This window comes from Roseateles terrae (assembly GCF_014192155.1).
GTDB lineage: Bacteria > Pseudomonadota > Gammaproteobacteria > Burkholderiales > Burkholderiaceae_C > Roseateles > Roseateles terrae.
Window position 1 is genome coordinate 260,220 of the sequence record NZ_JACHXO010000008.1, and the last position, 20,162, is coordinate 280,381.

20 protein-coding genes are annotated in these 20,162 nt (G+C 67.1%); 12 read left to right on the plus strand and 8 right to left on the minus strand.

From position 1 onward, the window contains the following. The first annotated feature begins 2 nt into the window (after positions 1-2). From FHS28_RS20455 to dut, 5 genes are all read left to right on the plus strand, one after another. The gene (locus FHS28_RS20455) at positions 3-860 is read left to right on the plus strand and encodes a purine-nucleoside phosphorylase (RefSeq protein ID WP_246410399.1); all 858 of its coding nucleotides are present in this window, start codon (positions 3-5) and stop codon (positions 858-860) included. 68 nt (positions 861-928) lie between these two features. Beyond that, a complete protein-coding gene (gene deoC / locus FHS28_RS20460) occupies positions 929-1,693 on the plus strand; it encodes a deoxyribose-phosphate aldolase (protein WP_088453678.1) in 765 nt (254 codons plus the stop codon). 89 nt (positions 1,694-1,782) lie between these two features. Further along, positions 1,783-2,559, plus strand: coding sequence for a tRNA (guanosine(46)-N7)-methyltransferase TrmB (gene trmB / locus FHS28_RS20465; protein ID WP_088453679.1), 777 nt, complete (start codon positions 1,783-1,785; stop codon positions 2,557-2,559). A 153-nt stretch (positions 2,560-2,712) separates the two neighbouring features. After that, positions 2,713-3,945, plus strand: coding sequence for a bifunctional phosphopantothenoylcysteine decarboxylase/phosphopantothenate--cysteine ligase CoaBC (gene coaBC, locus FHS28_RS20470; protein ID WP_088453680.1), 1,233 nt, complete (start codon positions 2,713-2,715; stop codon positions 3,943-3,945). After that, complete coding sequence (gene dut, locus FHS28_RS20475; protein WP_088453681.1) at positions 3,942-4,391, plus strand: dUTP diphosphatase; 450 nt, start codon at positions 3,942-3,944, stop codon at positions 4,389-4,391. Before coaBC ends, dut begins: the two co-directional genes overlap by 4 nt. Positions 4,392-4,533: 142 nt before the next feature. On the opposite strand, the gene FHS28_RS20480 is transcribed toward dut, so the two are convergent. Continuing rightward, positions 4,534-5,055, minus strand: a complete 522-nt coding sequence (locus tag FHS28_RS20480) for an FKBP-type peptidyl-prolyl cis-trans isomerase (RefSeq protein WP_088453682.1) — start codon at positions 5,053-5,055, stop codon at positions 4,534-4,536. A 215-nt stretch (positions 5,056-5,270) separates the two neighbouring features. Here FHS28_RS20480 and FHS28_RS20485 point away from each other — a divergent pair, with 215 nt between their 5' ends. The 3 genes from FHS28_RS20485 (at position 5,271) to FHS28_RS20495 (ending at position 7,335) form a co-directional block, all read left to right on the plus strand. Further along, positions 5,271-6,407: a JmjC domain-containing protein gene (locus tag FHS28_RS20485; RefSeq protein ID WP_088453760.1), complete on the plus strand. Its 1,137-nt coding sequence runs from the start codon at positions 5,271-5,273 to the stop codon at positions 6,405-6,407. Positions 6,408-6,440: 33 nt separating this feature from the next. Next, on the plus strand, positions 6,441-6,938 hold the full coding sequence (locus FHS28_RS20490; RefSeq protein WP_088453683.1) for a hypothetical protein: 498 nt from the start codon (positions 6,441-6,443) through the stop codon (positions 6,936-6,938). Between the two features lie 196 nt (positions 6,939-7,134). Continuing rightward, positions 7,135-7,335: a hypothetical protein gene (locus tag FHS28_RS20495; RefSeq protein WP_088453684.1), complete on the plus strand. Its 201-nt coding sequence runs from the start codon at positions 7,135-7,137 to the stop codon at positions 7,333-7,335. A 243-nt stretch (positions 7,336-7,578) separates the two neighbouring features. On the opposite strand, the gene bamC is transcribed toward FHS28_RS20495, so the two are convergent. The 7 genes from bamC to FHS28_RS20525 form a co-directional block, all read right to left on the minus strand. Further along, on the minus strand, positions 7,579-8,736 hold the full coding sequence (bamC, locus tag FHS28_RS20500; protein ID WP_310736834.1) for an NlpB/DapX family lipoprotein: 1,158 nt from the start codon (positions 8,734-8,736) through the stop codon (positions 7,579-7,581). A 69-nt stretch (positions 8,737-8,805) separates the two neighbouring features. Continuing rightward, positions 8,806-9,687: a 4-hydroxy-tetrahydrodipicolinate synthase gene (gene dapA, locus FHS28_RS20505; RefSeq protein ID WP_088453685.1), complete on the minus strand. Its 882-nt coding sequence runs from the start codon at positions 9,685-9,687 to the stop codon at positions 8,806-8,808. A gap of 86 nt (positions 9,688-9,773) precedes the next feature. Then, positions 9,774-10,457 carry a class I SAM-dependent methyltransferase gene (locus FHS28_RS20510; protein WP_088453686.1) on the minus strand — a complete coding sequence of 228 codons (684 nt, stop codon included), beginning with the start codon at positions 10,455-10,457 and terminating at the stop codon, positions 9,774-9,776. Then, positions 10,454-11,257 carry an SDR family oxidoreductase gene (locus tag FHS28_RS20515; protein ID WP_088453687.1) on the minus strand — a complete coding sequence of 268 codons (804 nt, stop codon included), beginning with the start codon at positions 11,255-11,257 and terminating at the stop codon, positions 10,454-10,456. The genes FHS28_RS20510 and FHS28_RS20515 overlap by 4 nt, the downstream gene beginning before the upstream one ends. A gap of 31 nt (positions 11,258-11,288) precedes the next feature. Continuing rightward, positions 11,289-11,417, minus strand: coding sequence for a hypothetical protein (locus tag FHS28_RS24490; protein WP_259373086.1), 129 nt, complete (start codon positions 11,415-11,417; stop codon positions 11,289-11,291). Between the two features lie 14 nt (positions 11,418-11,431). After that, positions 11,432-12,685, minus strand: a complete 1,254-nt coding sequence (locus FHS28_RS20520; RefSeq protein WP_088453688.1) for an MFS transporter — start codon at positions 12,683-12,685, stop codon at positions 11,432-11,434. Between the two features lie 152 nt (positions 12,686-12,837). Beyond that, positions 12,838-14,292 carry an amidohydrolase family protein gene (locus FHS28_RS20525; RefSeq protein WP_088453689.1) on the minus strand — a complete coding sequence of 485 codons (1,455 nt, stop codon included), beginning with the start codon at positions 14,290-14,292 and terminating at the stop codon, positions 12,838-12,840. Between the two features lie 170 nt (positions 14,293-14,462). Between FHS28_RS20525 and FHS28_RS20530 the strand changes: the two genes are divergently transcribed. The 4 genes from FHS28_RS20530 to parC are packed head-to-tail and all read left to right on the plus strand — an operon-like array spanning position 14,463 to position 20,076. Beyond that, entirely contained in the window at positions 14,463-16,451 is a 1,989-nt protein-coding gene (locus FHS28_RS20530; RefSeq protein ID WP_088453690.1) for a DNA topoisomerase IV subunit B, read from the plus strand. A 15-nt stretch (positions 16,452-16,466) separates the two neighbouring features. Beyond that, complete coding sequence (locus FHS28_RS20535; protein ID WP_088453691.1) at positions 16,467-17,009, plus strand: GNAT family N-acetyltransferase; 543 nt, start codon at positions 16,467-16,469, stop codon at positions 17,007-17,009. After that, positions 17,006-17,743, plus strand: coding sequence for a lytic transglycosylase domain-containing protein (locus tag FHS28_RS20540; RefSeq protein ID WP_246410400.1), 738 nt, complete (start codon positions 17,006-17,008; stop codon positions 17,741-17,743). Before FHS28_RS20535 ends, FHS28_RS20540 begins: the two co-directional genes overlap by 4 nt. A gap of 5 nt (positions 17,744-17,748) precedes the next feature. Next, a complete protein-coding gene (gene parC / locus FHS28_RS20545; protein WP_088453762.1) occupies positions 17,749-20,076 on the plus strand; it encodes a DNA topoisomerase IV subunit A in 2,328 nt (775 codons plus the stop codon). Positions 20,077-20,162: the final 86 nt, after the last annotated feature.

Here is a 20,162-nt window from a genome sequence, read left to right on the forward strand (position 1 = left end):
TCATGTCCATGCCCTTGCAAGGCGCCGCCCTCGACGCCGCCATCACCACCAGCCTCGCCACCCTGAAGGCCACCTTCGGCGACCAGGCACCGGAAGTCGCCGTCGTGCTGGGCTCCGGCTGGAGCGGTGCGGTGGATCAGCTGCAAGACCAGCAGCACCTGCCCTACGCGCAGCTGCCGGCCTTCCCGCAGCCCAAGGTGGAAGGCCATGTGGCCGAAATCACCGTCGGCCGCGTCGGCCAGCAACGGGTGGTGATGCTGCGCGGCCGCGCCCACACCTATGAAAGCGGCGACTGCACCGGCATGGCCGGCGCCATCCGCAGCCTCAAGGCCTGGGGCGTCAAGCTGCTGCTGCTGACCAATGCGTCGGGCAGCCTGCGCTCGCACTTGCCGCCGGGCAGCCTGATGATGATCTCGGATCACATCAATGCACCGCAGCGTTCGCCGCTGACCGGCCTGCCGGGCAACGACCGCTTCACCGACATGAGCGCCGCCTACGATGGCGAACTGCGTCAACAGGCGGTGAAGGTGGCCCAGGCGCACAACCTGGTGCTGGGGCAGGGCGTGTACGTGTGGGCAGTGGGCCCGCAGTTCGAGACGCCGGCCGAGATCCGCATGTTCTCCGCCTGGGGCGCGGATGCCGTCGGCATGAGCACCGTGCCGGAAACCATCCTGGCCCGTCACGCCGGCCTGCGGGTGGGCGGCCTGGCGCTGATCACCAACATGGCGGCCGGCCTGTCCGAAGAAGCGCTGACCCACGCGCTCACGCTGCAACAGGCCAAGGCCTCCGGCGACCGCGCGGCCGCCTTCCTGGGGCAGCTGCTGGCCTCGCTGACCACGATGGAATCGCTGCGCGCCTGAGCGCAGCAGGGGCACGGCGGCGTGAGAGGCGCGGCCGGCCCGTCTGGGAGCAGTACATGAAGACCGACATGAGTCTCGAACAAGCGGCGCGTCTGGCGCTGCAATGCCTGGATCTGACCAGCCTCAACGACGGCGACACGCCGGCGACCATCGACGCGCTGTGCCGTCGCGCCATCGGCGCGGACGGTCGCGGCCCCGTGGCGGCCGTGTGCGTCTGGCCGCGCTTCGTGGCGCAGGCCCGTGCCGCCTTGCCGGCGGGCATCCAGGTCGCCGCCGTGGCCAACTTCCCGGACGGCAGTCTGGACCTGCCGCGCGTCCTGGCGGAGATCGCCGCCATTGCCGAAGCGGGTGCGCAGGAAGTGGACGTGGTGTTGCCCTATGCTGCGTTGAAGCAGGGCGAAGCCAGCGAAGTGGCTGAATTCCTCGCAGAGGTGCGCCACGCCACCCGTCCGCTGACACTGAAGGTGATCATCGAATCCGGCGAACTCCAGACCACCGAGCTGATCAAGGAAGCGACCCGCCTGTCGCTGATGGCCGGCGCGGACTTCATCAAGACCAGCACCGGCAAGACAGCCGTCTCGGCGACGCCGGAAGCGGCCCGTGCGATGCTGGCCGAAATCCAGTCCAGCGGCCTGGGCAACGCCGGATTCAAAGCCAGCGGTGGCATCCGTTCGGTGGCGGATGCGCGCGGCTATCTGCAGCTGGCGGCCGATGCGCTGGGCGTGGAGGCGCTGCAGCCGCGCCGCATGCGTTTTGGGGCCAGCGGTCTGCTGGACGATATCGAGGCCGTGCTCGCGGGGCAGGCGAGCCAGGCGGTGCAGGGCGCTTATTAGGCTCGGCTGTGCGGCGCTCGGGCGGCCGCATAAAATCTCCCGGTCCACCAGCCTCGCCTCCGAGGCTGGTTTCATTTTGATCCCTCATCATGTCGCTCCCCACCTCCACTCCCTCCGATCCCCACGGCGCCGGTCCGCAGGACGATGCCGCCCCTGGCGGTGCCGAGGGCGACAACAGCCCTGAAGGCGTGGCCCATCGCGCTCGCATCCGCAGCTTTGTGGTGCGCGCCGGCCGCATGGGCACCGGCCAGATCAAGGCGCTGGCCGAGCTGGGTCCGCGCTATGTGCTGCCCTTCGAGCAGCGTCCCCTGGACACCGCCCAGGTCTTCGGCCGTCAGGCGCCGGTGGTGCTGGAGATCGGCTTCGGCATGGGCGGCGCCACCGCGCAGATTGCGCAGAGCCTGCCGGATCACGATTTCATCGGCTGCGAGGTCCATGAGCCCGGGGTGGGCGCGCTGCTCAAGCTGATCGGCGAGCAGGACATCCCCAACATCCGCATCTTCCAGCACGATGCCGTGGAAGTGCTGGAGCACATGATTCCGGAGGGCTCGCTGGCCGGCGTGCACATCTTCTTTCCGGACCCCTGGCACAAGAAGCGCCACAACAAGCGCCGCCTGATCCAGCCGCCGTTCGTGGCCAAGCTGGTGCGGCATCTGGCGCCCGGCGGTTACCTGCATTGCGCCACCGACTGGGCGCCGTATGCGGAGCAGATGCTGGAAGTGCTGGGCGCGGATCCGGACCTGGTCAATACCGCCCCGGGCAACGGCTATGCGGAGAAGCCGACCTACCGCCCCCTGACCAAGTTCGAGAACCGGGGCCTGAAGCTGGGCCATGGGGTCTGGGACCTGGTGTTCCGTCGCAAGTAAAACCGCAGGTCCGGTCCCGGCGATCTTTCATGACTGTTTCGTGCGCCCTGTGAGCGCACGGTACGGGCCCTTCGATGACCAAGGTCAGTTGACCCGCGACGCCGTTGCCGGCTGAAACCCGGTGCGGCGGCTGCGCTGATAGAGTCGCACGCTATGTCCGAATCCAACCCCTTGGCCGGCAAGCATCTGCTGCTGGGCCTCTCCGGCGGCATCGCCTGCTACAAGATCGCCGAATTGACCCGCCTGCTGGTCAAGGCTGGCGCCACCGTTCAGGTCCTGATGACGGAGGCGGCCGAGTCCTTCATCACGCCGGTGACGATGCAGGCGCTGTCCAACCATCCGGTCTACACCAGCCAGTGGGACGCCCGGCCGGACAACAACATGGCGCACATCAACCTGAGCCGTGAAGCCGATGCGATGCTGATCGCACCGGCCAGCGGCGATGTGATCGCCAAGCTGGCGCAGGGGCGGGCGGACGATCTGCTCACCCTGACCGCGCTGGCCCGTCCGGCGCACCGCTGCGCGCTGCTGATTGCGCCGGCGATGAACCGCGAGATGTGGGCCCATCCAGCCACCCAGCGCAATCTCCGCCAGGTGCAGGACGATGGCGCGGTGGTGCTGGGCGTGGGCCACGGCGACCAGGCCTGCGGCGAAGTCGGTGATGGCCGGATGCTCGAGCCGCATCAGCTGCTGGAGCTGGTCATCTCGCACTTCCAGCCGAAGGTGCTGGCCGGGCGCAAGCTGCTGATCACCGCCGGCCCGACCTACGAAGCCATCGACCCGGTGCGCGGCATCACCAACCGCTCCAGCGGCAAGATGGGCTTTGCCATTGCCCGTGCCGCGGCCGAAGCAGGTGCGGATGTGACGCTGGTGGCCGGCCCGGTACACCTGCCCACGCCGCTGGGCGTGCGCCGCATCGATGTCATGAGCGCGCGCGACATGCTGGAGGCGGTGATGCCACTGGCCACCTCGCATGATGTGTTCGTCGCCACCGCGGCGGTGGCGGACTGGCGTCCCGCGCAGACGCAGGCGCACAAGATCAAGAAGAATGCGGCGCCCGGCGAAGCGCAGGTGCCGCATCTGGCGCTGGCCGAGAATCCGGACATCCTGGCCACCGTCGCCGCGCTGCCGCAGCCTCCGCTGTGTGTCGGCTTTGCGGCCGAGAGCCAGGACCTGGTCAAGCACGCACGGGAAAAACGTCAGCGCAAGAATGTGCCGTTGATTGTCGGCAACCTCGGTCCGGCCACCTTTGGTCAGGACGACAATACGCTGGTGCTGGTGGACGCGCGCGGCGAGCGGGAGCTCTCCCGGGCCGACAAGCTCACCCTGGCACGCGAACTGGTGCGAGACATCGCCCAGCGCCTGACGACCTATCCTGCCTTATGACCACCATTGACCTGAAAGTCCTCGATGCCCGCATGGCGGAGCATCTGCCTGCCTACGCCACGCCGGGCAGCGCCGGCCTGGACCTGCGCGCCTGCCTCGATGAAGCCTTGACCATTGCCCCGGGCCAGACGCATCTCGTGCCCACAGGCCTGTCGATCCACATCGGGGATCCGGGCCTGGCAGCGATGATCCTGCCGCGTTCGGGCCTGGGGCACAAACACGGCATCGTGCTGGGCAATCTGGTGGGGCTGATCGACTCGGATTACCAGGGTCAGCTGATGGTCAGCGTCTGGAACCGTGGCCAGGACAGCTTCACGCTGCAGCCGATGGACCGGATGGCGCAGCTGGTGATCGTCCCGGTGGTGCAGGCCCAGTTCCGCCGCGTGGATGACTTCGACGCGTCCTCGCGCGGGACCGGCGGCTTCGGCTCCACGGGCAAAGGCTGATCGGCCAGGGCTGACGCCGCGGCAGCGACCCAGCCACGGCGACCCAGCCACCGCTACCCGGCACGGGCCGAAATGACAACGGCCGGGGAGACCCGGCCGTGATGGAACGAGCGCGCGGCATCAGGTGCGCGCGGGCGGCGACTCAGTGCACCGGCTCGTCCGGCGCGGGGCCATCCAGCACGGTCACGCCGGCATCGCCCAGCGTGCCGGCTTCAATTTCTTCTTCAGTGGCTTCGCGCACGTCGCAGACGGTCACGTGAATCCGCAGGCCGATGCCCGCCAGCGGATGGTTGCCGTCCAGCACCACATGTTCCGGATAGACCTCGGTCACGGTGTAGATGCGGTCGGCCGGCATGTCCGGGGTCGAGGCGCCTTCCGGCAGGCCTTCGAACTGCATGCCCACCACCACGTTCTCCGGCATCACCTCGCGCGGCTCGAAGCAGACGAGGGCGCTGTCGTAGTCGCCAAATGCGTCTTCCGGCTGGAGCGCAACGCTCACTTCGTCGCCGGTGACATGGCCCGTCAGGGCTTCTTCGACCTTTGCAAACAGGTCATCGCCACCGTAGAAGAATTCCATTGCGGGATTCAGTTCTTCCACGGACTGGCCTTGGGCATCTTCCAGTCTCCACGTCAGGGAGACCACGCAGGGGGCAGTGATTTGCATGCGCCAATTCTCGCATGGGCCGATGCACCGCGGGCAGCGCGGGATTTGCGCAGAACGGGGTGAGCGCCGGGGACTGGCACGGTGTCCGGCGGTTCACAGGCTGCCAATCCGGGGACAATGTCGGCATGACAGCCAAGACTTCTGCCAACACCTCCGCCAAGACCTCCGACGTGACTTCCCCGACCGCTGCTTCCGATGCCGTGTCCGCCAGCGGCATCGACATCCACGCCCCGACCGAACTGCTGGGCGGCCTGAGCCCGGAACAGTTCATGCAGCGCCACTGGCAGAAGGAGCCGCTGCTGGTGCGTCAGGCCCTGCCGGGCGTCACGCCGCCGATCGACCGTGCCACCGTGGCGCGGCTGGCCGCCAGCGATGAGGTGGAAAGCCGCCTCGTCAGCCAGCAGCCGCAGGACCGCTGGTCCTTGCGCCAGGGACCGATCGCCAAGCTGCCGGCCTGGACCAAGCCCCAGTGGACAGTGCTGCTGCAGGGGCTGGACCTGCATGTCCCCGCGGCCGAAGCGCTGCTGAGCCGCTTCCGCTTTGTACCGGAAGCGCGGCTGGATGACCTGATGCTCTCCTACGCCAGCGACGGTGGCGGCGTCGGCCCGCATTTCGATTCCTATGACGTCTTCCTCATCCAGGTGAGCGGCCGCCGTCATTGGCATATCGGCCGTCGCGGCGTGGCCACCACCGGCACCCTGCGGGACGATGTGCCGCTCAAGGTGCTGGCCGACTTCACGCCGGAGCAGGACTTCATCCTGGAGCCGGGCGACCTGCTGTACCTGCCGCCGGGCTGGGCCCATGACGGCGTGGCGGTGGGGGGCGACTGCATGACCGCCTCGGTGGGTTTCCGTTCCCCGTGGCGGGCGGAGCTGGCCAATGAATTGCTGGTGCGACTGACCGATGAGGGCGACGAAGATGAAGCCCCCGGCTCCGACCTGATGTACGCCGATCCTCGCCAGCCGGCCACTGGCGCCCCCGGCCAGATTCCCGAGGCGCTGCTGACCTTCGCTCGCGAAGCGGTGATGAAGGCGGTGCAGGAGCCGCTGGCGCTGGAGCGTGCCCTGGGCGAGGCGCTGACGGAACCCAAACCGCATGTCTTCTTCGAAGCCGGGGAGGGCCTGCCGGAAGGCGTGGATGTCCGTCTGGATGCCCGCAGCCGCATGATGTATGACACTGCCCACATCTTCATCAACGGTGCCGCGTTCCGGGCGGGTGGCCTGGATGCCACGTTGATGCGGCGCCTGGCGGATCAGCGCCGCCTGACCGCCGCCGATGTGGCGGCACTGAGCGAAGACGCCCGAACGCTGCTCGACCAATGGGCCGAGGACGGCTGGGTGCAAATCGACTGAAGGACTGAGGGACTGAGGCACTAAGGAACTGGCATGGCATTGAAAGACGGCGTCTTTGAATCGCGGGACGAGATACAGCAAGTCTTGCGGGAGGTCTTGCAGCTGTGTGCCACCGAGGGCGGCCGCGAGCTGTGCTGGATGGACACCGATTTCACCGACTGGCCGCTGTCCGACGGGCCGCTGCTGGAGGCCTTGCATGCCTGGGCCCTGCCGCATCGTCATCTGCGGCTGCTGGCGGCCGACTATGAGCCGTTGCGCCGACAGCATCCGCGGTTTGTGCAATGGCGCCAATTGCATGATCACGTCATTGCGGCGAAGGCATTCGACCGTGCAGAGGCGGTGGAGCGCAGTCAGCCGTCACCGATCGGGGTGGTGCTGGCACCCGGATTGCTGGTCTTCAAGCGATGGACGCCCACTCGGGCGTCATTGAGCCTGCGCAATGCCCGCGAAGAGGCCACGACCCAGGAATGGTTTGACGCTATTGAGCAACGCTCTACCGATTCATTCGCAGGCAGCACTCTAGGCTTGTAAGGAGATTACAAACTGATGGCTATAATCGTTGGCTAGGCGAGGAAAGCGCTCGAGGTTTTCCCCGTCTTGGTCTGCTTGAAGCTCGTGCATGCGTACTCGATCTGGATTAACCCGACGGTGGTCCTCCTGGACTGTTGTACGACTTCATTAATTACCGGTAATTGATTGTTCGTCTAAAAGTTACTTGAGGACAAGTATGAAAAAGTCGATCCTGTTGGCCTCCCTGCTGGCCGCTGTTGCACTGACCGCTTGCGGCAAGAAGGAAGAAGCTCCGGCTCCTGCTCCTGTCGCTACCCCCGCTCCGGAAGCTTCGGCTCCCGCATCGGCTCCGGTGATGGACGCTGCTTCGGCTCCGGCCATGGACGCTTCGGCTCCCGCTTCGGCAGCCAGCAACTAAGACGATCTTTTCGTCCTGAAAAAGCCGCCCGGGCTCTGGCCCCGGCGGCTTTTTCTTTGCCCGTCCTTTGTGGGCCTCGTCTGCGTCCAGTAAATGCGGCTGAAGCGCCGGACTGTCGTCGCGGAGGTTTTCTCTGGACGGGGTTTCATACTCTCCGAAGCAGACGCCGGGTATTCAACCCCGAATTGAATACCCAAAAAAAACGCCGCCCGAGGGCGGCGTTCGTTCGTCGGGGCGCTCCGATCAGCGCAGATCTTCCATCAGCAACTGCAGGATGCGCTTGGCCATCTCGTTGGTCTGCTGCTGGCCCTTGTCGTCCAGGATGAGCACGGTCGAGCGCTCGCCCTCGGACTGCACCGCCACCCGGTAACGCACCGAGGTCGAGGCCTTGTCCGAGCCGAACAGGCGCGACCAGAAGCCCGGTTCATCCTTGCCAGCCTGGTTGGGGTCGGCATAACGGAGGAAGAACAGGCCCTGCTTGCGGTCGCGGTCTTCAATGGTGAAGCCATGGCGGTCCAGCGACTGGCCCACCCGGCGCCAGGCGCGGTCAAAGCCTTCGTTCAGGGCGATGCTGTTGGGCACGTCGGCCAGCGAGCGTGGCACGGCGCCCGGACGGGTCTCAGGCGCTTGCGGTTGCTGCTGGGCCGTTGCCACGGCCTGGGCAGCGTCTTCCTTGCCGCCGAGCTTGAGCAGCAGGCGCGACAGCATGATGGATTCCAGTTCCGGATCCGACGGGCGGGGCTGCCAGGCGGTGTCGTCCTTCTGGGTGTTGGTGTAGACCTCGACCATGCCCCGGTGGGCAATGTAGATGTCCGTCCCGCCATTGGGATTGCGCTCGACGCGGGTGCGGTATTTGTCCCGCTCGCCGGTGGAGTAGACCGAATCCAGCAGCGTGCCGATGCTCTTGCGGATGAAGTCCAGCGGCAGCTTGGCGCGGTTTTCGGCCCAGTTGGTTTCCATCACGCCCACGGCGGGATCTTCGGTTTCCACCTGCAGGCCACGCTCCACCCAGAAGGCCTTGAGCTGGGGCCAGAGTTCTTCGGGTGTCAGGCTGCTGTGCACCCAGCGGCTGTTGCCCAGACGCTGGAATTCGGCGTCGCCGGCCTTGGACAGGGCCACCGCGCTCGACACGGCGCCGGAGGAGCGCTGCGCATTCGTCGGCTGGCTGGCCAGCTGAGCGGCGCTGACGGTACCGCCGGCCGGGCGGGTGTCACGCGGCAGCTGGGTCAGGTCCGGCGGCACATCCAGGCCGGTGGTCTGCTTGGCCTGGGTCTTGTAGTCGACCTTGTCACCGGTGGTCATGCTGTCCAGCGAGCTGCACGCCGCCAGCGAGGCCACCGCCACCAGGCAGGCCAGGCGCACCGGGGTGGAAGCGCAGGTATCGGAAAGGGAACGAGTCACGCTAGACATCTCCGTATGGTCACCGCGGCCCAGCCGCATTCAGAAACAAGGTGAGTGATTAGAGCAGGCTTACAGCAGGCCGGCTTCTTTCAAGGCGTCGCCCACCAGCTGCTGGCCCTGGGCCGTCAGCGGGGTCAGGGGCAGGCGCAGATGGTTGCCGCAGCGACCCATTTGGGCCAGGGCCCACTTGGTGGGGGCCGGGCTGGGCTCGCAGAACAAATGCTTGTGCAGGCTCAGCAGCTTGAAGTGGAGCTGCGTGGCCTCGCGCACGCGGCCTTCGATGGCAGCCATGCACATGTCGTGCATGTCGCGCGGGGCCACGTTGGCGGTGACGCTCACATGGCCGCGGCCACCCAGCAGCATCAGGGTCACGGCGGTGCCGTCATCGCCCGAATAGATGCCGAAGTGCCTGGGTGCATGCTTGATCAGCCAGGCAGCGCGCTCGATATTGCCGGTGGCTTCCTTGATGCCGAACACGCCGGGCAGGGAGGCGCAGCGCAGGGCCGTCTCGGGGCTCATGTCCGCCACGGTGCGGCCGGGCACGTTGTACAGCATCATCGGAATGTCCACCGCTTCGGCGATAGCCTTGAAGTGCTGATAGATGCCTTCCTGCGATGGCTTGTTGTAGTAGGGGACCACCGACAGCGTCGCGTCCGCACCCACCTGCTTGGCAAAGCGGCTCAGTTCGATGGCCTCGGCCGTCGAATTGGCACCGGTGCCCGCCAGCACCGGCTTGCGGCCCTTGACGTGCTCCACGGCCACGCGGATGACCTCGCGGTTTTCTTCCATCGTGACGGTGGGGGACTCGCCCGTGGTGCCCACCACGCCGATCACGTCCGTGCCTTGGTCGATATGCCAGTCGATCAGGGCGCGCAGCCCGTCGAAGTCGATACGGCCGTCTTCATGCATCGGCGTCACCAGGGCGACGATGCTGCCAACAATTGCGTTCATTGAGGATTCCTCGAGATCTGGCGGATTCTACTGAAGCGGCGGACGGTTCCCGGACAGTGCCCGCCCGCCCCACCGGCTGGGGGGTGTCAGACCGGGCTGCCGGAGGGCGGGGCCAGGACGTAGCGGGGGTGGTCGCCCGGGTCGGTGCCGCGCGGGTGCACGGCAGCAACGCGCTGGACATAGCGGCCGTTGACCGCCGAGGAGGACCCGGTGGGCGCAGGGGCGGCACCGGCATCGAGGAAGCCGTCCTCAAAGCCCACGATCCGCATCCCTTCGCACACCCTCAACAGCTCGCCGGGCTGCAGCAGGAACTCGGCCCGGGACGGTCGGCCGACGGTCTGCTGTCCGTCGGTAAAAGTTTCGTAAATCAGCCAGCCCCCGGGCGCCACGGCCGCCTTGATCAGCGGCAGCAGGGGACGCCAGAGGTAATTCGTGACCAGGACCAGATCGAACTGACGGCCGGCCAGCGGCCAGGGGGCGTTTTCGATGTCCGCTTCCACGGTCTCCACGCCGGGCAGGCCGTGAAGACTGGCCAGGGCCTGCGCATCCCGGTCCACACCGGTGACGGACAGGCCAGCCTGCGCCAGCAGTCGGACGTGACGGCCATGGCCGCAGCCGACGTCCAGCGCGGTCAGCCCCGGACGAGCCCAGGCCTGACGCCAGCGCAGCACCCAGTCGCTGGGCGGGCTGCTTCGGGTGGCATGGGCGAGGGCGGAGGTCGGACCGGGTGAGAGGCCGGGGGGCAGGCCGGGCGTGGAGGCTGCACTCATTGCGGCCGCTGCTCCCGCTTCAGCGCCTGCATCGCCAGACGGTCCACCAGCGACGGCGCCAGCAGCTTCAGCCAGCGCCCCAGTTTGCCTTTGGTGGTCATGACGATGTCCCGCTCCCGCGCCAGCGTCCCGTTCAGGATCAGCCGCGCGCAGGTCTGCACACTCATCGCGCCGCGTTCATTCAGGCTGCTTTGTCCTGCCGCTTCACCGCGCGCATTGAACCCCCGGTACCGGATCTGCGTATCCACCACGCCCGGATAGGCAATGGTGACGCTGACCCCGTGCGAGGCCACCTCGGTGCGCAAGGCCTCGAAGAAACCGGTCATTGCGAACTTGGTGGCCGAATAGGCGGTCCGGCCGGGAATGCCCAGCAAACCGGCCAGGCTCGACACCGCCACAATGCGCCCACGGCTGGCCTTGATGGCGGGCAGGGCGGCCTGGGTGATCCAGGCCGGCCCCCACAGGTTGATCTGCATCAGGCGCTGATACCAACCCAGGTCCTTGACCTCGTCAAACAGCGCATGGGCCGACATGCCGGCGTTGTTCACCAGCACGTCGATGCTGCCGAAGGCGCCCAAGCTTGCATGGACGAGGGCCTGGCAGTCGGTCTGGTCTTCCACGTCACACAGCTGCACCAGGGTGCGGGCGCCCAGCGCCTCGCATTCGGCCGCGACGGCTTCCAGCTTGTCGCGCGTGCGGGCGGCCAGTACCAGCGACAGCTTGGAGCCGTCCCGCTGCGCCCATTGCCGTGCCAGTTCGGCGCCGATGCCATCCGAGGCACCGGTGATGATCACCACCATGTTGTCTCCACGCTGAGTTCGAGTTGTCGCTTCAGAAGCAGCCCCAGAGCTGGTCCGCAAAGTGTTGCATCAGCGAGGGCTGGGCGTAGGCCAGGAAAACCAGCGTCAAGGCGGTCGCCACGGCCAGTGCCGCTACTGCCTGCCAGAGCCGCCGTCGCATGGCCGCGGTCCTCGTCAAATGCCGGCAGCCGCCGCCCGACCGGGCGCACCGGGCCTGGCAATGGCGCCTTCCCGCACCGGCAGGTTGGCCAGCAGGGCCATCACACCCAGGGCGATGGCGAGCCACCACACCACGTCATAACTGCCGGTGGCGTCATACAGCTTGCCGCCCAGCCACACGCCCAGGAAGCTGCCGATCTGGTGGCTGAAGAACACGAAGCCCCCCAGCATCGACATGTGCTGCACCCCGAAGATCTGGGCCACGATGGCATTGGTGGGCGGCACGGTGGAGAGCCACAGCACGCCCATCACGGCGGAGAAGACATACACGCTCCAGGGCGTCAGCGGCACCTGCAGGAAGATGAAGATGGCGATCGAGCGCAGTCCGTAGATGGCCGACAGCACATAGCGTTTGGGCATGTGCTGCCCGAGCGTGCCCGCCGCATAGGTGCCGATGACGTTGAACAGCCCGATCAGCGCCAGGGCCGCGGTGGCCACCTGCGGCGACAGGCCGTGGTCCTTCAGGTAACTGGGCATGTGCACGCCGATAAACACCACCTGGAAGCCGCAGACGAAGTAGCCCAGCATCAGCAGCTGGAAGCTGCGGTAGCCAAAGGCCTCCTTCAGCGCTTCGCCGATGCTCTGATGCGGCCCGCTTGCCGCGCGGCTGCCCGCAGGCTCCCGCAGACCGATGGCCAGCGGAATGATCAGGCAGGCCGCGATAGCCAGCACAAACAGCGCGTTCTGCCAGCCGGTATGCCCGATCAGCCAGTTTTCCACCGGCACCATCAGGAACTGGCCGAACGAACCGGCGGCGGCGGCCACCCCCATCGCCCAGGAACGGCGCTCCGGCGCCACCTGCCGGGCGATGACGCCGTACACCACCGCATAGGTGGTGCCGGATTGGGCCAGGCCGATCAAAAGGCCGGCGCTACCGAGAAAGCCCGCCGCGGTGCTCGAGACCGCCATCAGCGCCAGACCCGCCGCATACAGCAGCGCGCCGCCGACCAGGATCCGCATCGCGCCGAAGCGGTCCGCCAGCATGCCGGCCATCGGCCCGGCAAAGCCCCAGGAGAGGTTCTGCACTGCCAGGGCCAGCGAGAAGGCCTCGCGGGTCCAGCCGCGGTCCATGGTGACGGGGGTCAGCCACAGGCCGAAGCCGTGGCGAATGCCCATCGAGAGGGTGACGATGGCGGCGCCGCATAGCAGCACCTGACGCAGGCTGAGGGTCTTTCGCTCGGCGGCCGGGGCGGGTGGGGACGTGTCCATGGGTGTGGGCGTGCCTGTGGCGGGAGGTGCGGATCCTGGTCCGGGTCGGGGCGTGGGCGACGGGGGCCGGGCGCTCATGCAGTCGAATGTAGCGTCACCGGGACGCCCAGCCTGTCACCGAGGGAACCTTCACGCTCAGGGAGAGCCCCAGGTCACTTCTTTGTCGAACTCTTCGTCGAGGACTTCGACGCCTTGCTGCTTGACGCCTTGCCGGACTTGCCCGACTTCGACGACCTGGAGCCCTTGGCCGACGCCCGGTGCGCCGCTTCGCCTTCGGCCAGCGTGCTGTCGCTGCCCGCCGTGGCGGCCACGTCGTCCAGCTGCGTCAGCACCCGGCCCTGCTTGATGCGCAACAGCGGCTTGTCCAGGGCGGCGAGGTCGTCCAGCGGATTGCTGTTCAGCACCAGGAAGCTGGCCTCGCAGCCCGGCTGGAAGCAGCCCAGCTTGCGCTTGGGGAACAGCGCGCGCGGCGTGTCCTGGGTCGCCAGGCGCAGCAGCGTGGCCTTGTCCAGCACCCCCAGGCTGTCCAGGTGATGCACCTCGCTCAGGGCATTCCCGGTGAAGAGGTCCGACCCCACCAGCAGCCGTGCACCGGCCTCCTTGAGTTTGGCCAGGTTGCGCTTTTGCACCGCTTCAATGCGGGCCAGCAGCTCCGGCGCCGGCTGGAACAGCTGGGTGGCGACCGTGGCGGTGATCACGCCGATCTTGCGTTCCGCCGCCATCACCGCCACTTCCGCCGAGATCTCGTGGGTTTCGGGCGCCTCGCCATGCTGCGGGAAATACCCCGGCAGCTCGGCAATGAAGTCGACGCCGGCGCGCACCGCGGCCTCGAAGTCCTTGGCGCTCTCCACATGCGCCACCACCCGCAGCCCATCCTGGTGGGACAGGCGCACCACCTCCGCCAGCACCTCCGGCGTCACGCCCAGCTTGCCGCGCTGCTCGGCCTGCTCGCGCAGCTCGGGCCGGTCGTGGTAGCCCATGATGACCTTGACCAGGTCGGTGCGCCGATCCTTCACCAGCGGCCACTTGCGGGACACGTCCGCCGGGATGTCCATCACCAGCACGGCCTTGTCCACGATCTGGTCCAGCGTCATCGGCGGCTGGGCCGACTGCAGCATGGCCAGCGGCTGGCCGTCCGAGGAGGTAATGCAGGCGGTCGCAAACAGCACATCCGGCGTGTCCGGCTGGTCGATGCGGCCGCGGATGGGGTCGATGGCGGCCGGGTCGGCGCACAGCATCGCGGCATAGAACACGCCGTCCCGCAGATAATCCTGCCCGAAGCGCTCCAGCCCCCAGGCGCCCTGCAGATTGTGGTTGTGGGCCTCGGCCAGCGGCGGCACCAGGGTCTGGCCCTTGAGCTCCATCAGCCGGTTGACCTTGCGGGGCCGCTTGTCGGTGAACACCCCGTCATCAATATAGAGGGTGCCACGCTGCAGCTTTTCGCCGTCGAACCACTGCGCATGGCGCAGCTCGATGGCCATTTCCGGGCTGGCCTTGAAATCGGCCGCCTGGGCACCGGTCATCAGCGCCGCCGTGACCAGAACACCGGACAGCACATCAGCCAGGGGGGCCAGCAGACCGGCCGCGAGACGAGGGGACTTGAACATCAGGCAGAGGACCAGGAAATCAGCCGCCGATGCTACGTCAGCATGTAACCGCCCTCCGGGCAACGAAGTAACCGCATGTTCTGAGATGCGCCCTATGAACGACTTGTGTGAAGAATGCCCGCCGCAGGGGGGACGGTCGAGACGGGGATGCTCCCCTAGAATCCCGCCCCATGGCAACCAAAGCAGTCACTTCCCCCGGCAGCTACAGCGAAGGCTCGATCCGAGTCCTGAAGGGTCTGGAGCCCGTCAAGCAGCGCCCGGGCATGTACACCCGCACCGACAACCCCCTGCACATCATTCAGGAGGTGATCGACAACGCCGCTGACGAGGCTCTGGCCGGCCACGGCAAGCGCATCACCGTCATCCAGCACACCGACGGCTCGGTGACCATCGAGGACGATGGTCGCGGCATTCCGTTCGGGCTGCACCCGGAAGAGGGCGTGCCGGTCGTCGAGATCGTGTTCACCCGGCTGCATGCGGGCGGCAAGTTCGACAAGGGGGCCGGCGGCGCCTACAGCTTCTCCGGCGGTCTGCACGGCGTGGGCGTGTCGGTCACCAATGCGCTGGCCAAGCGGCTGGAAATCACCGTCTACCGGGAAGGGCAGGTGGCGACCCTGGCGTTCTCCGGCGGCGACGTCATCGAGCCGGTGCAGGTCCGCAAGGCCGACCTGAAGGCCGGGGATCGCAAGCAGGGCACCACCGTGCGGGTGTGGCCGGATGCCTCCTACTTCGAAAGCGCCGACCTGCCCAAGGGCGAGCTGGTGCATCTGCTGCGCTCCAAGGCGGTGCTGATGCCCGGCGTGATCGTCAGCCTGACGCAGGAAAAGACGGGCGACGTCCAGACCTGGACCTACAAGGGGGGCCTGCGCGACTACCTGATGCAGTCGTTGCCCGCCGACCCGATGATTCCGCTGTTCGAAGGGGAGCACTATGCCTCCGCCAACGAAAGCGAGAACTTTGCCGAAGGCGAAGGCGCGGCCTGGTGCGTGGCGTTCACCGAAGAAGGCCAGGTCATGCGCGAAAGCTATGTGAACCTGATCCCGACGGTGGCCGGCGGCACCCATGAGTCCGGCCTGAAGGACGGTCTCTTCGGCGCGGTCAAGGGCTTCATCGAGATGCATGCGCTGGCGCCCAAGGGCGTCAAGCTGATGGCGGAAGACGTGTTCTCCCGCGCCAGCTTCGTGCTGTCGGCCAAGGTGCTGGACCCGCAATTCCAGGGCCAGACCAAGGAACGCCTGAATTCGCGGGATGCCCTGCGGCTGGTGTCCGCCTTCGTCAAGCCGGCCCTGGAGCTGTGGCTCAACCAGCATGTGGAGCACGGCAAGAAGCTGGCCGAGCTGGTCATCAAGCAGGCCCAGACCCGCCAGCGCGCCGCCCAGAAGGTGGAAAAGCGCAAGAGCAGCGGCGTGGCCGTGCTGCCCGGCAAGCTGACCGACTGCGAAAGCACCGACCTGCTGCACAACGAGCTGTTTCTGGTGGAGGGCGACTCCGCCGGCGGTTCGGCCAAGATGGGCCGGGACAAGGAAACCCAGGCCATCCTGCCGCTGCGCGGCAAGGTGCTGAACGCCTGGGAAGTGGAGAAGGACCGGCTCTTCGCCAACAACGAGATTCACGACATCTCGGTGGCCATCGGCGTGGACCCGCACGGCAAGAACGACGATCCGGACCTCTCCGGCCTGCGCTACGGCAAGATCTGCATCCTGTCCGACGCGGACGTGGACGGCGCCCACATTCAGGTGCTGCTGCTGACGCTGTTCTTCCGTCACTTCCCCAAGCTGATCGCGACAGGCCACGTGTACGTGGCGCGTCCGCCTCTGTTCCGCGTCGATGCACCGGCCCGCGGCAAGAAGCCGGCGGCCAAGCTCTATGCGCTGGACGAAGCCGAGATGCACGCCATCCTGGACAAGCTGCGCAAGGAAGGTGCCCGCGAGGGCAGCTGGAGCATCGGCCGCTTCAAGGGCCTGGGCGAGATGAATGCCGAGCAGCTGTGGGACACCACGCTGAATCCGGAAACCCGCCGCCTGCTGCGCGTGGCCTACGGCGAGTTCGATTTCGGGGATACCGAAGGCGCCTTCAACAAGCTGATGGGCAAGGGCGAAGCCGCCGCCCGCCGCGAGCTGATGGAGCTGCACGGCGACTCCATCGAAGTGGACGTGTAAGCACACGGCGTGGCCATGACGCTCCACACCCGGGTCACCTTGCGCCCGACGATGCTGTCCGACCTGGACTTCGTCGTGGGGGTGGAGCAGGACGCGGCCAACCGTCCCTTCATCACGCCGTGGGAGCGCACGCAGCACGAAGGGGCCATCCGGTTTCCGGATGCCCGGCACTTTGTGGTGGAACTGGATGCTGCGAGCGTCGGTTTCGTCATCCTGCAGGGCTGCCGCAATCCCAACCGGTCGGTGGAACTCAAGCGCATCGTGCTGCTCTCCAAGGGCCAGGGCGTCGGACGCGAATGCGTGCGCAAGCTCAAGGCGCTGGCCTTCCGGCATTTCGGGGCGCACCGCTTCTGGCTGGATGTGAAGGGTCGCAACACGCCGGCGTGGCAGCTGTATCTCAGCGAGGGCTTTGTCGAAGAAGGCCGGCTGAGGGAGTCCGTGCGCATCGAAGGCGAGGCGGGCCCGGATGGTGTGGATGTCTTCGACGACCTCATCGTGATGTCACTGCTGCGGCGCGAGTTCGACGAGCGCCTGGCGCAGGGAAGGGAGCCGTCATGAACCGGATGCGTGCTGCACTGTTGCTGTCGCTGGGGGCCTGGACCCTGGGCCTGGCCGCCCCTGCCCGGGCCGAGCGGGCGGAACTGTGGGGTTATGTGGATGGCGCCGGCATGGCTCACTTCGCGCCCCACAAGGTCGATGCACGCTACCAGCCGGTGCTGTCCCCGGCGAGCCCGACCCAGCGGGTGCCCGGCAAGCTGGACAACGGCGCCCGGTTGCTGACCTGGCTGGACATCTCGCCGGAGGTCAAGGCGGTCACGCCCTACCTGCGCGAGGCCGAAGCCCAGACCGGCGTGCATGTGGAATTGCTCAAGGCCATCATCGCGGTGGAATCGGGCTTTCGCAGCGATGCCGTGTCGCCCCGCGGCGCGACGGGTCTGATGCAGTTGACGGCAGTCAGCGCGCAGCGCTATGGAACCGCCGAGGAACTGCGCCGCCCCGCCGCCCTGCTGGAGGCGCGCACCAACATCCTGATCGGCGCCCGGATGCTGGCCGATCTGATCCGTCGCTTCGGCCGCATTGATGGCGCGCTGGCGGCCTGGAATGCCGGTGAAGGCACGGTGCGTCGCGCCGGTGGCGGCGTGCCGGACATCGATGAAACCCAGGCGCATGTGCACCTGGTGCTGGAGCTGTACTGGTCGCTGCTGCAGCGGCGCATGGGCGCGCAGGCGCAGCAGATGACGCTGCAGCCGGTGAACGCTCCCCAAGAATCCAATGACCGGCCTGGCCGGTGAACCTGATGACTCAAGAGACTTTTGACTTCGAAACCCAACCCCCAGGCGTGCCGCCCTCGGGGGATGCACTGACGCTGGCCCAATATGCGCAGCAGGCGTATCTCGAATACGCCCTGTCGGTGGTGAAAGGCCGTGCCCTGCCGGCCTGCAGCGACGGCCAGAAGCCGGTGCAGCGTCGCATCCTGTTCACCATGGAGCGGCTGGGCCTGACCTTCACCGGCGCCACCGGTGCCAAAGCGGTCAAGAGCGCGCGGGTGGTGGGTGAAGTGCTGGGTAAATACCACCCGCACGGCGACCAGGCCGCCTATGACGCGATGGTGCGCATGGCGCAGGACTTCAGCCAGCGCTATCCGCTGATCGATGGCCAGGGCAATTTCGGCAGCCGCGATGGCGACGGCGCCGCCGCGATGCGCTACACGGAAGCGCGACTGTCCCCCTATGCTCGCCTGCTGCTGGACGAGCTGGACATGGGCACGGTGGACTTCCAGCCCAACTATGACGGCGAGTTCCAGGAACCCCGCGAGCTGCCGGCACGTCTGCCGTTTGTGCTGCTCAATGGCGCCTCCGGCATTGCGGTGGGCATGGCCACGGAAGTGCCCAGCCACAACCTGCGGGAAATCGCGGCGGCCGCGGTGGCACTGCTGAAGAACGACAAACTCAGCGACGATGAACTGCACAGCCTCCTGCCGGGTCCGGACTATCCGGGCGGTGGCCAGCTGATCAGCTCCGCCGATGAGATCCGCGCCGCCTACGGCAGCGGCCGGGGCAGCCTGAAGCTGCGGGCCCGCTGGAAGATTGAAGACCTCGCCCGCGGCCAGTGGCAGCTGGTGGTGACCGAACTGCCGCATGGCGTCAGCGCCCAGAAGGTGCTGGAAGAAATCGAGGAACTAATCAATCCGAAGGTCAAGGCCGGCAAGAAGACGTTGTCCCCCGAGCAGCTCCAGCTCAAGGGCAGCATCGCCGCCGTGCTGGACAAGGTGCGGGACGAATCCAACAAGGACGCGCCGGTGCGTCTGGTGGTGGAGCCCAAGAGCCGCACCATCGACCAGCAGGACCTGATCAACACGCTGCTGGCCCACACCAGCCTGGAGACGTCGGCGTCGGTCAACATGACCATGGTCGGCGGCGACGGCCGGCCGATGCAGAAGAACCTGCGCACCATCCTGACCGAATGGCTGCAGTTCCGCATGGGCACCGTGACCCGCCGCACCCAGCATCGTCTGGACAAGGTGCGCGACCGCATCCATGTGCTGGAAGGCCGGCACCAGATCCTGCTGCACATCGACGAGGTCATCAAGATCATCCGCAATTCGGATGAGCCCAAGCCGGCCCTGATCGAACGCTTCAAGCTGAGCGACCGGCAGGCCGAAGACATCCTGGAAATCCGGCTGCGTCAACTGGCGCGGCTGGAGTTCCTGAAGATCGAGCAGGAGCTCAAGCAACTGCGCGAGGAAGCGACCAAGCTGGAAGAGATCCTCTCCAATCCGTCGGCGCTACGCCGCACGGTGGTCAAGGAAATCGAGGCGGATGCCAAGCAGTATGGCGACGACCGCCGCACGCTGATCCAGGAAGACAAGCGCGCCGTGGCCGAAGTCCGCATCGTGGACGAGCCGGTGACGGTGGTGGTCAGCCTCAAGGGCTGGGTGCGGGCGCTCAAGGGCCACGAAGTGGACCCGGGCGCGCTGGCGTTCAAGGCGGGCGATTCGCTGTATGGCGTCTTCCCCTGCCGGTCGGTGGATCCGCTGGTGGTGCTGGGCAGCAATGGCCGCGCTTACTCGGTGCCGGTCTCCGCGCTGCCGGGGGGGCGCGGTGACGGCCAGCCGATCACCACGCTGATCGAGCTGGAATCGGGCAGCCAGATTGCGCACTACTTCGCTGGCGCAGCCTCGCAGCGGCTGGTGCTGTCGGGCACCGGCGGTTTCGGCTTGGTGGCGGAAGTGGGCGATTTGGTCGGTCGCCAGAAGGCGGGCAAGAGCTTCCTGAGCCTGGAAGGCCAGGAACTGCCGCTGCCGCCGTCGGTGGTGCCGGCGGGCGCCACGCAGCTCGCCTGCCTGACGCTCACCGGCCGCCTGCTGACCTTCAGCATGGACGAGCTCAAGCATCAGCCCAAGGGCGGTCGCGGCCTGACGCTGATCGACCTGGAGCCCAAGGACGCGCTGATCAGCGTGGCCGCGTTCTCGCAGGCCCTGCTGGTGCAGGGCAGCGGCCGCGGTGGCAAGGCCAAGGAAGAGGTGCTCAAGGGCGCGGCGCTGTCGGCCCATGCCGGCAAGCGCGCGCGCAAGGGCAAGGCGGTGGATGGCCTGCAGAAGGTGATGCGCGTCCTGCCCGCGTGATGACGCGTGCGTGGCCCGCCTGGGGCCGACGCCCAAGGCCCGTGGCGTCAACACACCGGTGATGAGGGGAAGGCTGAGAAGGCGTG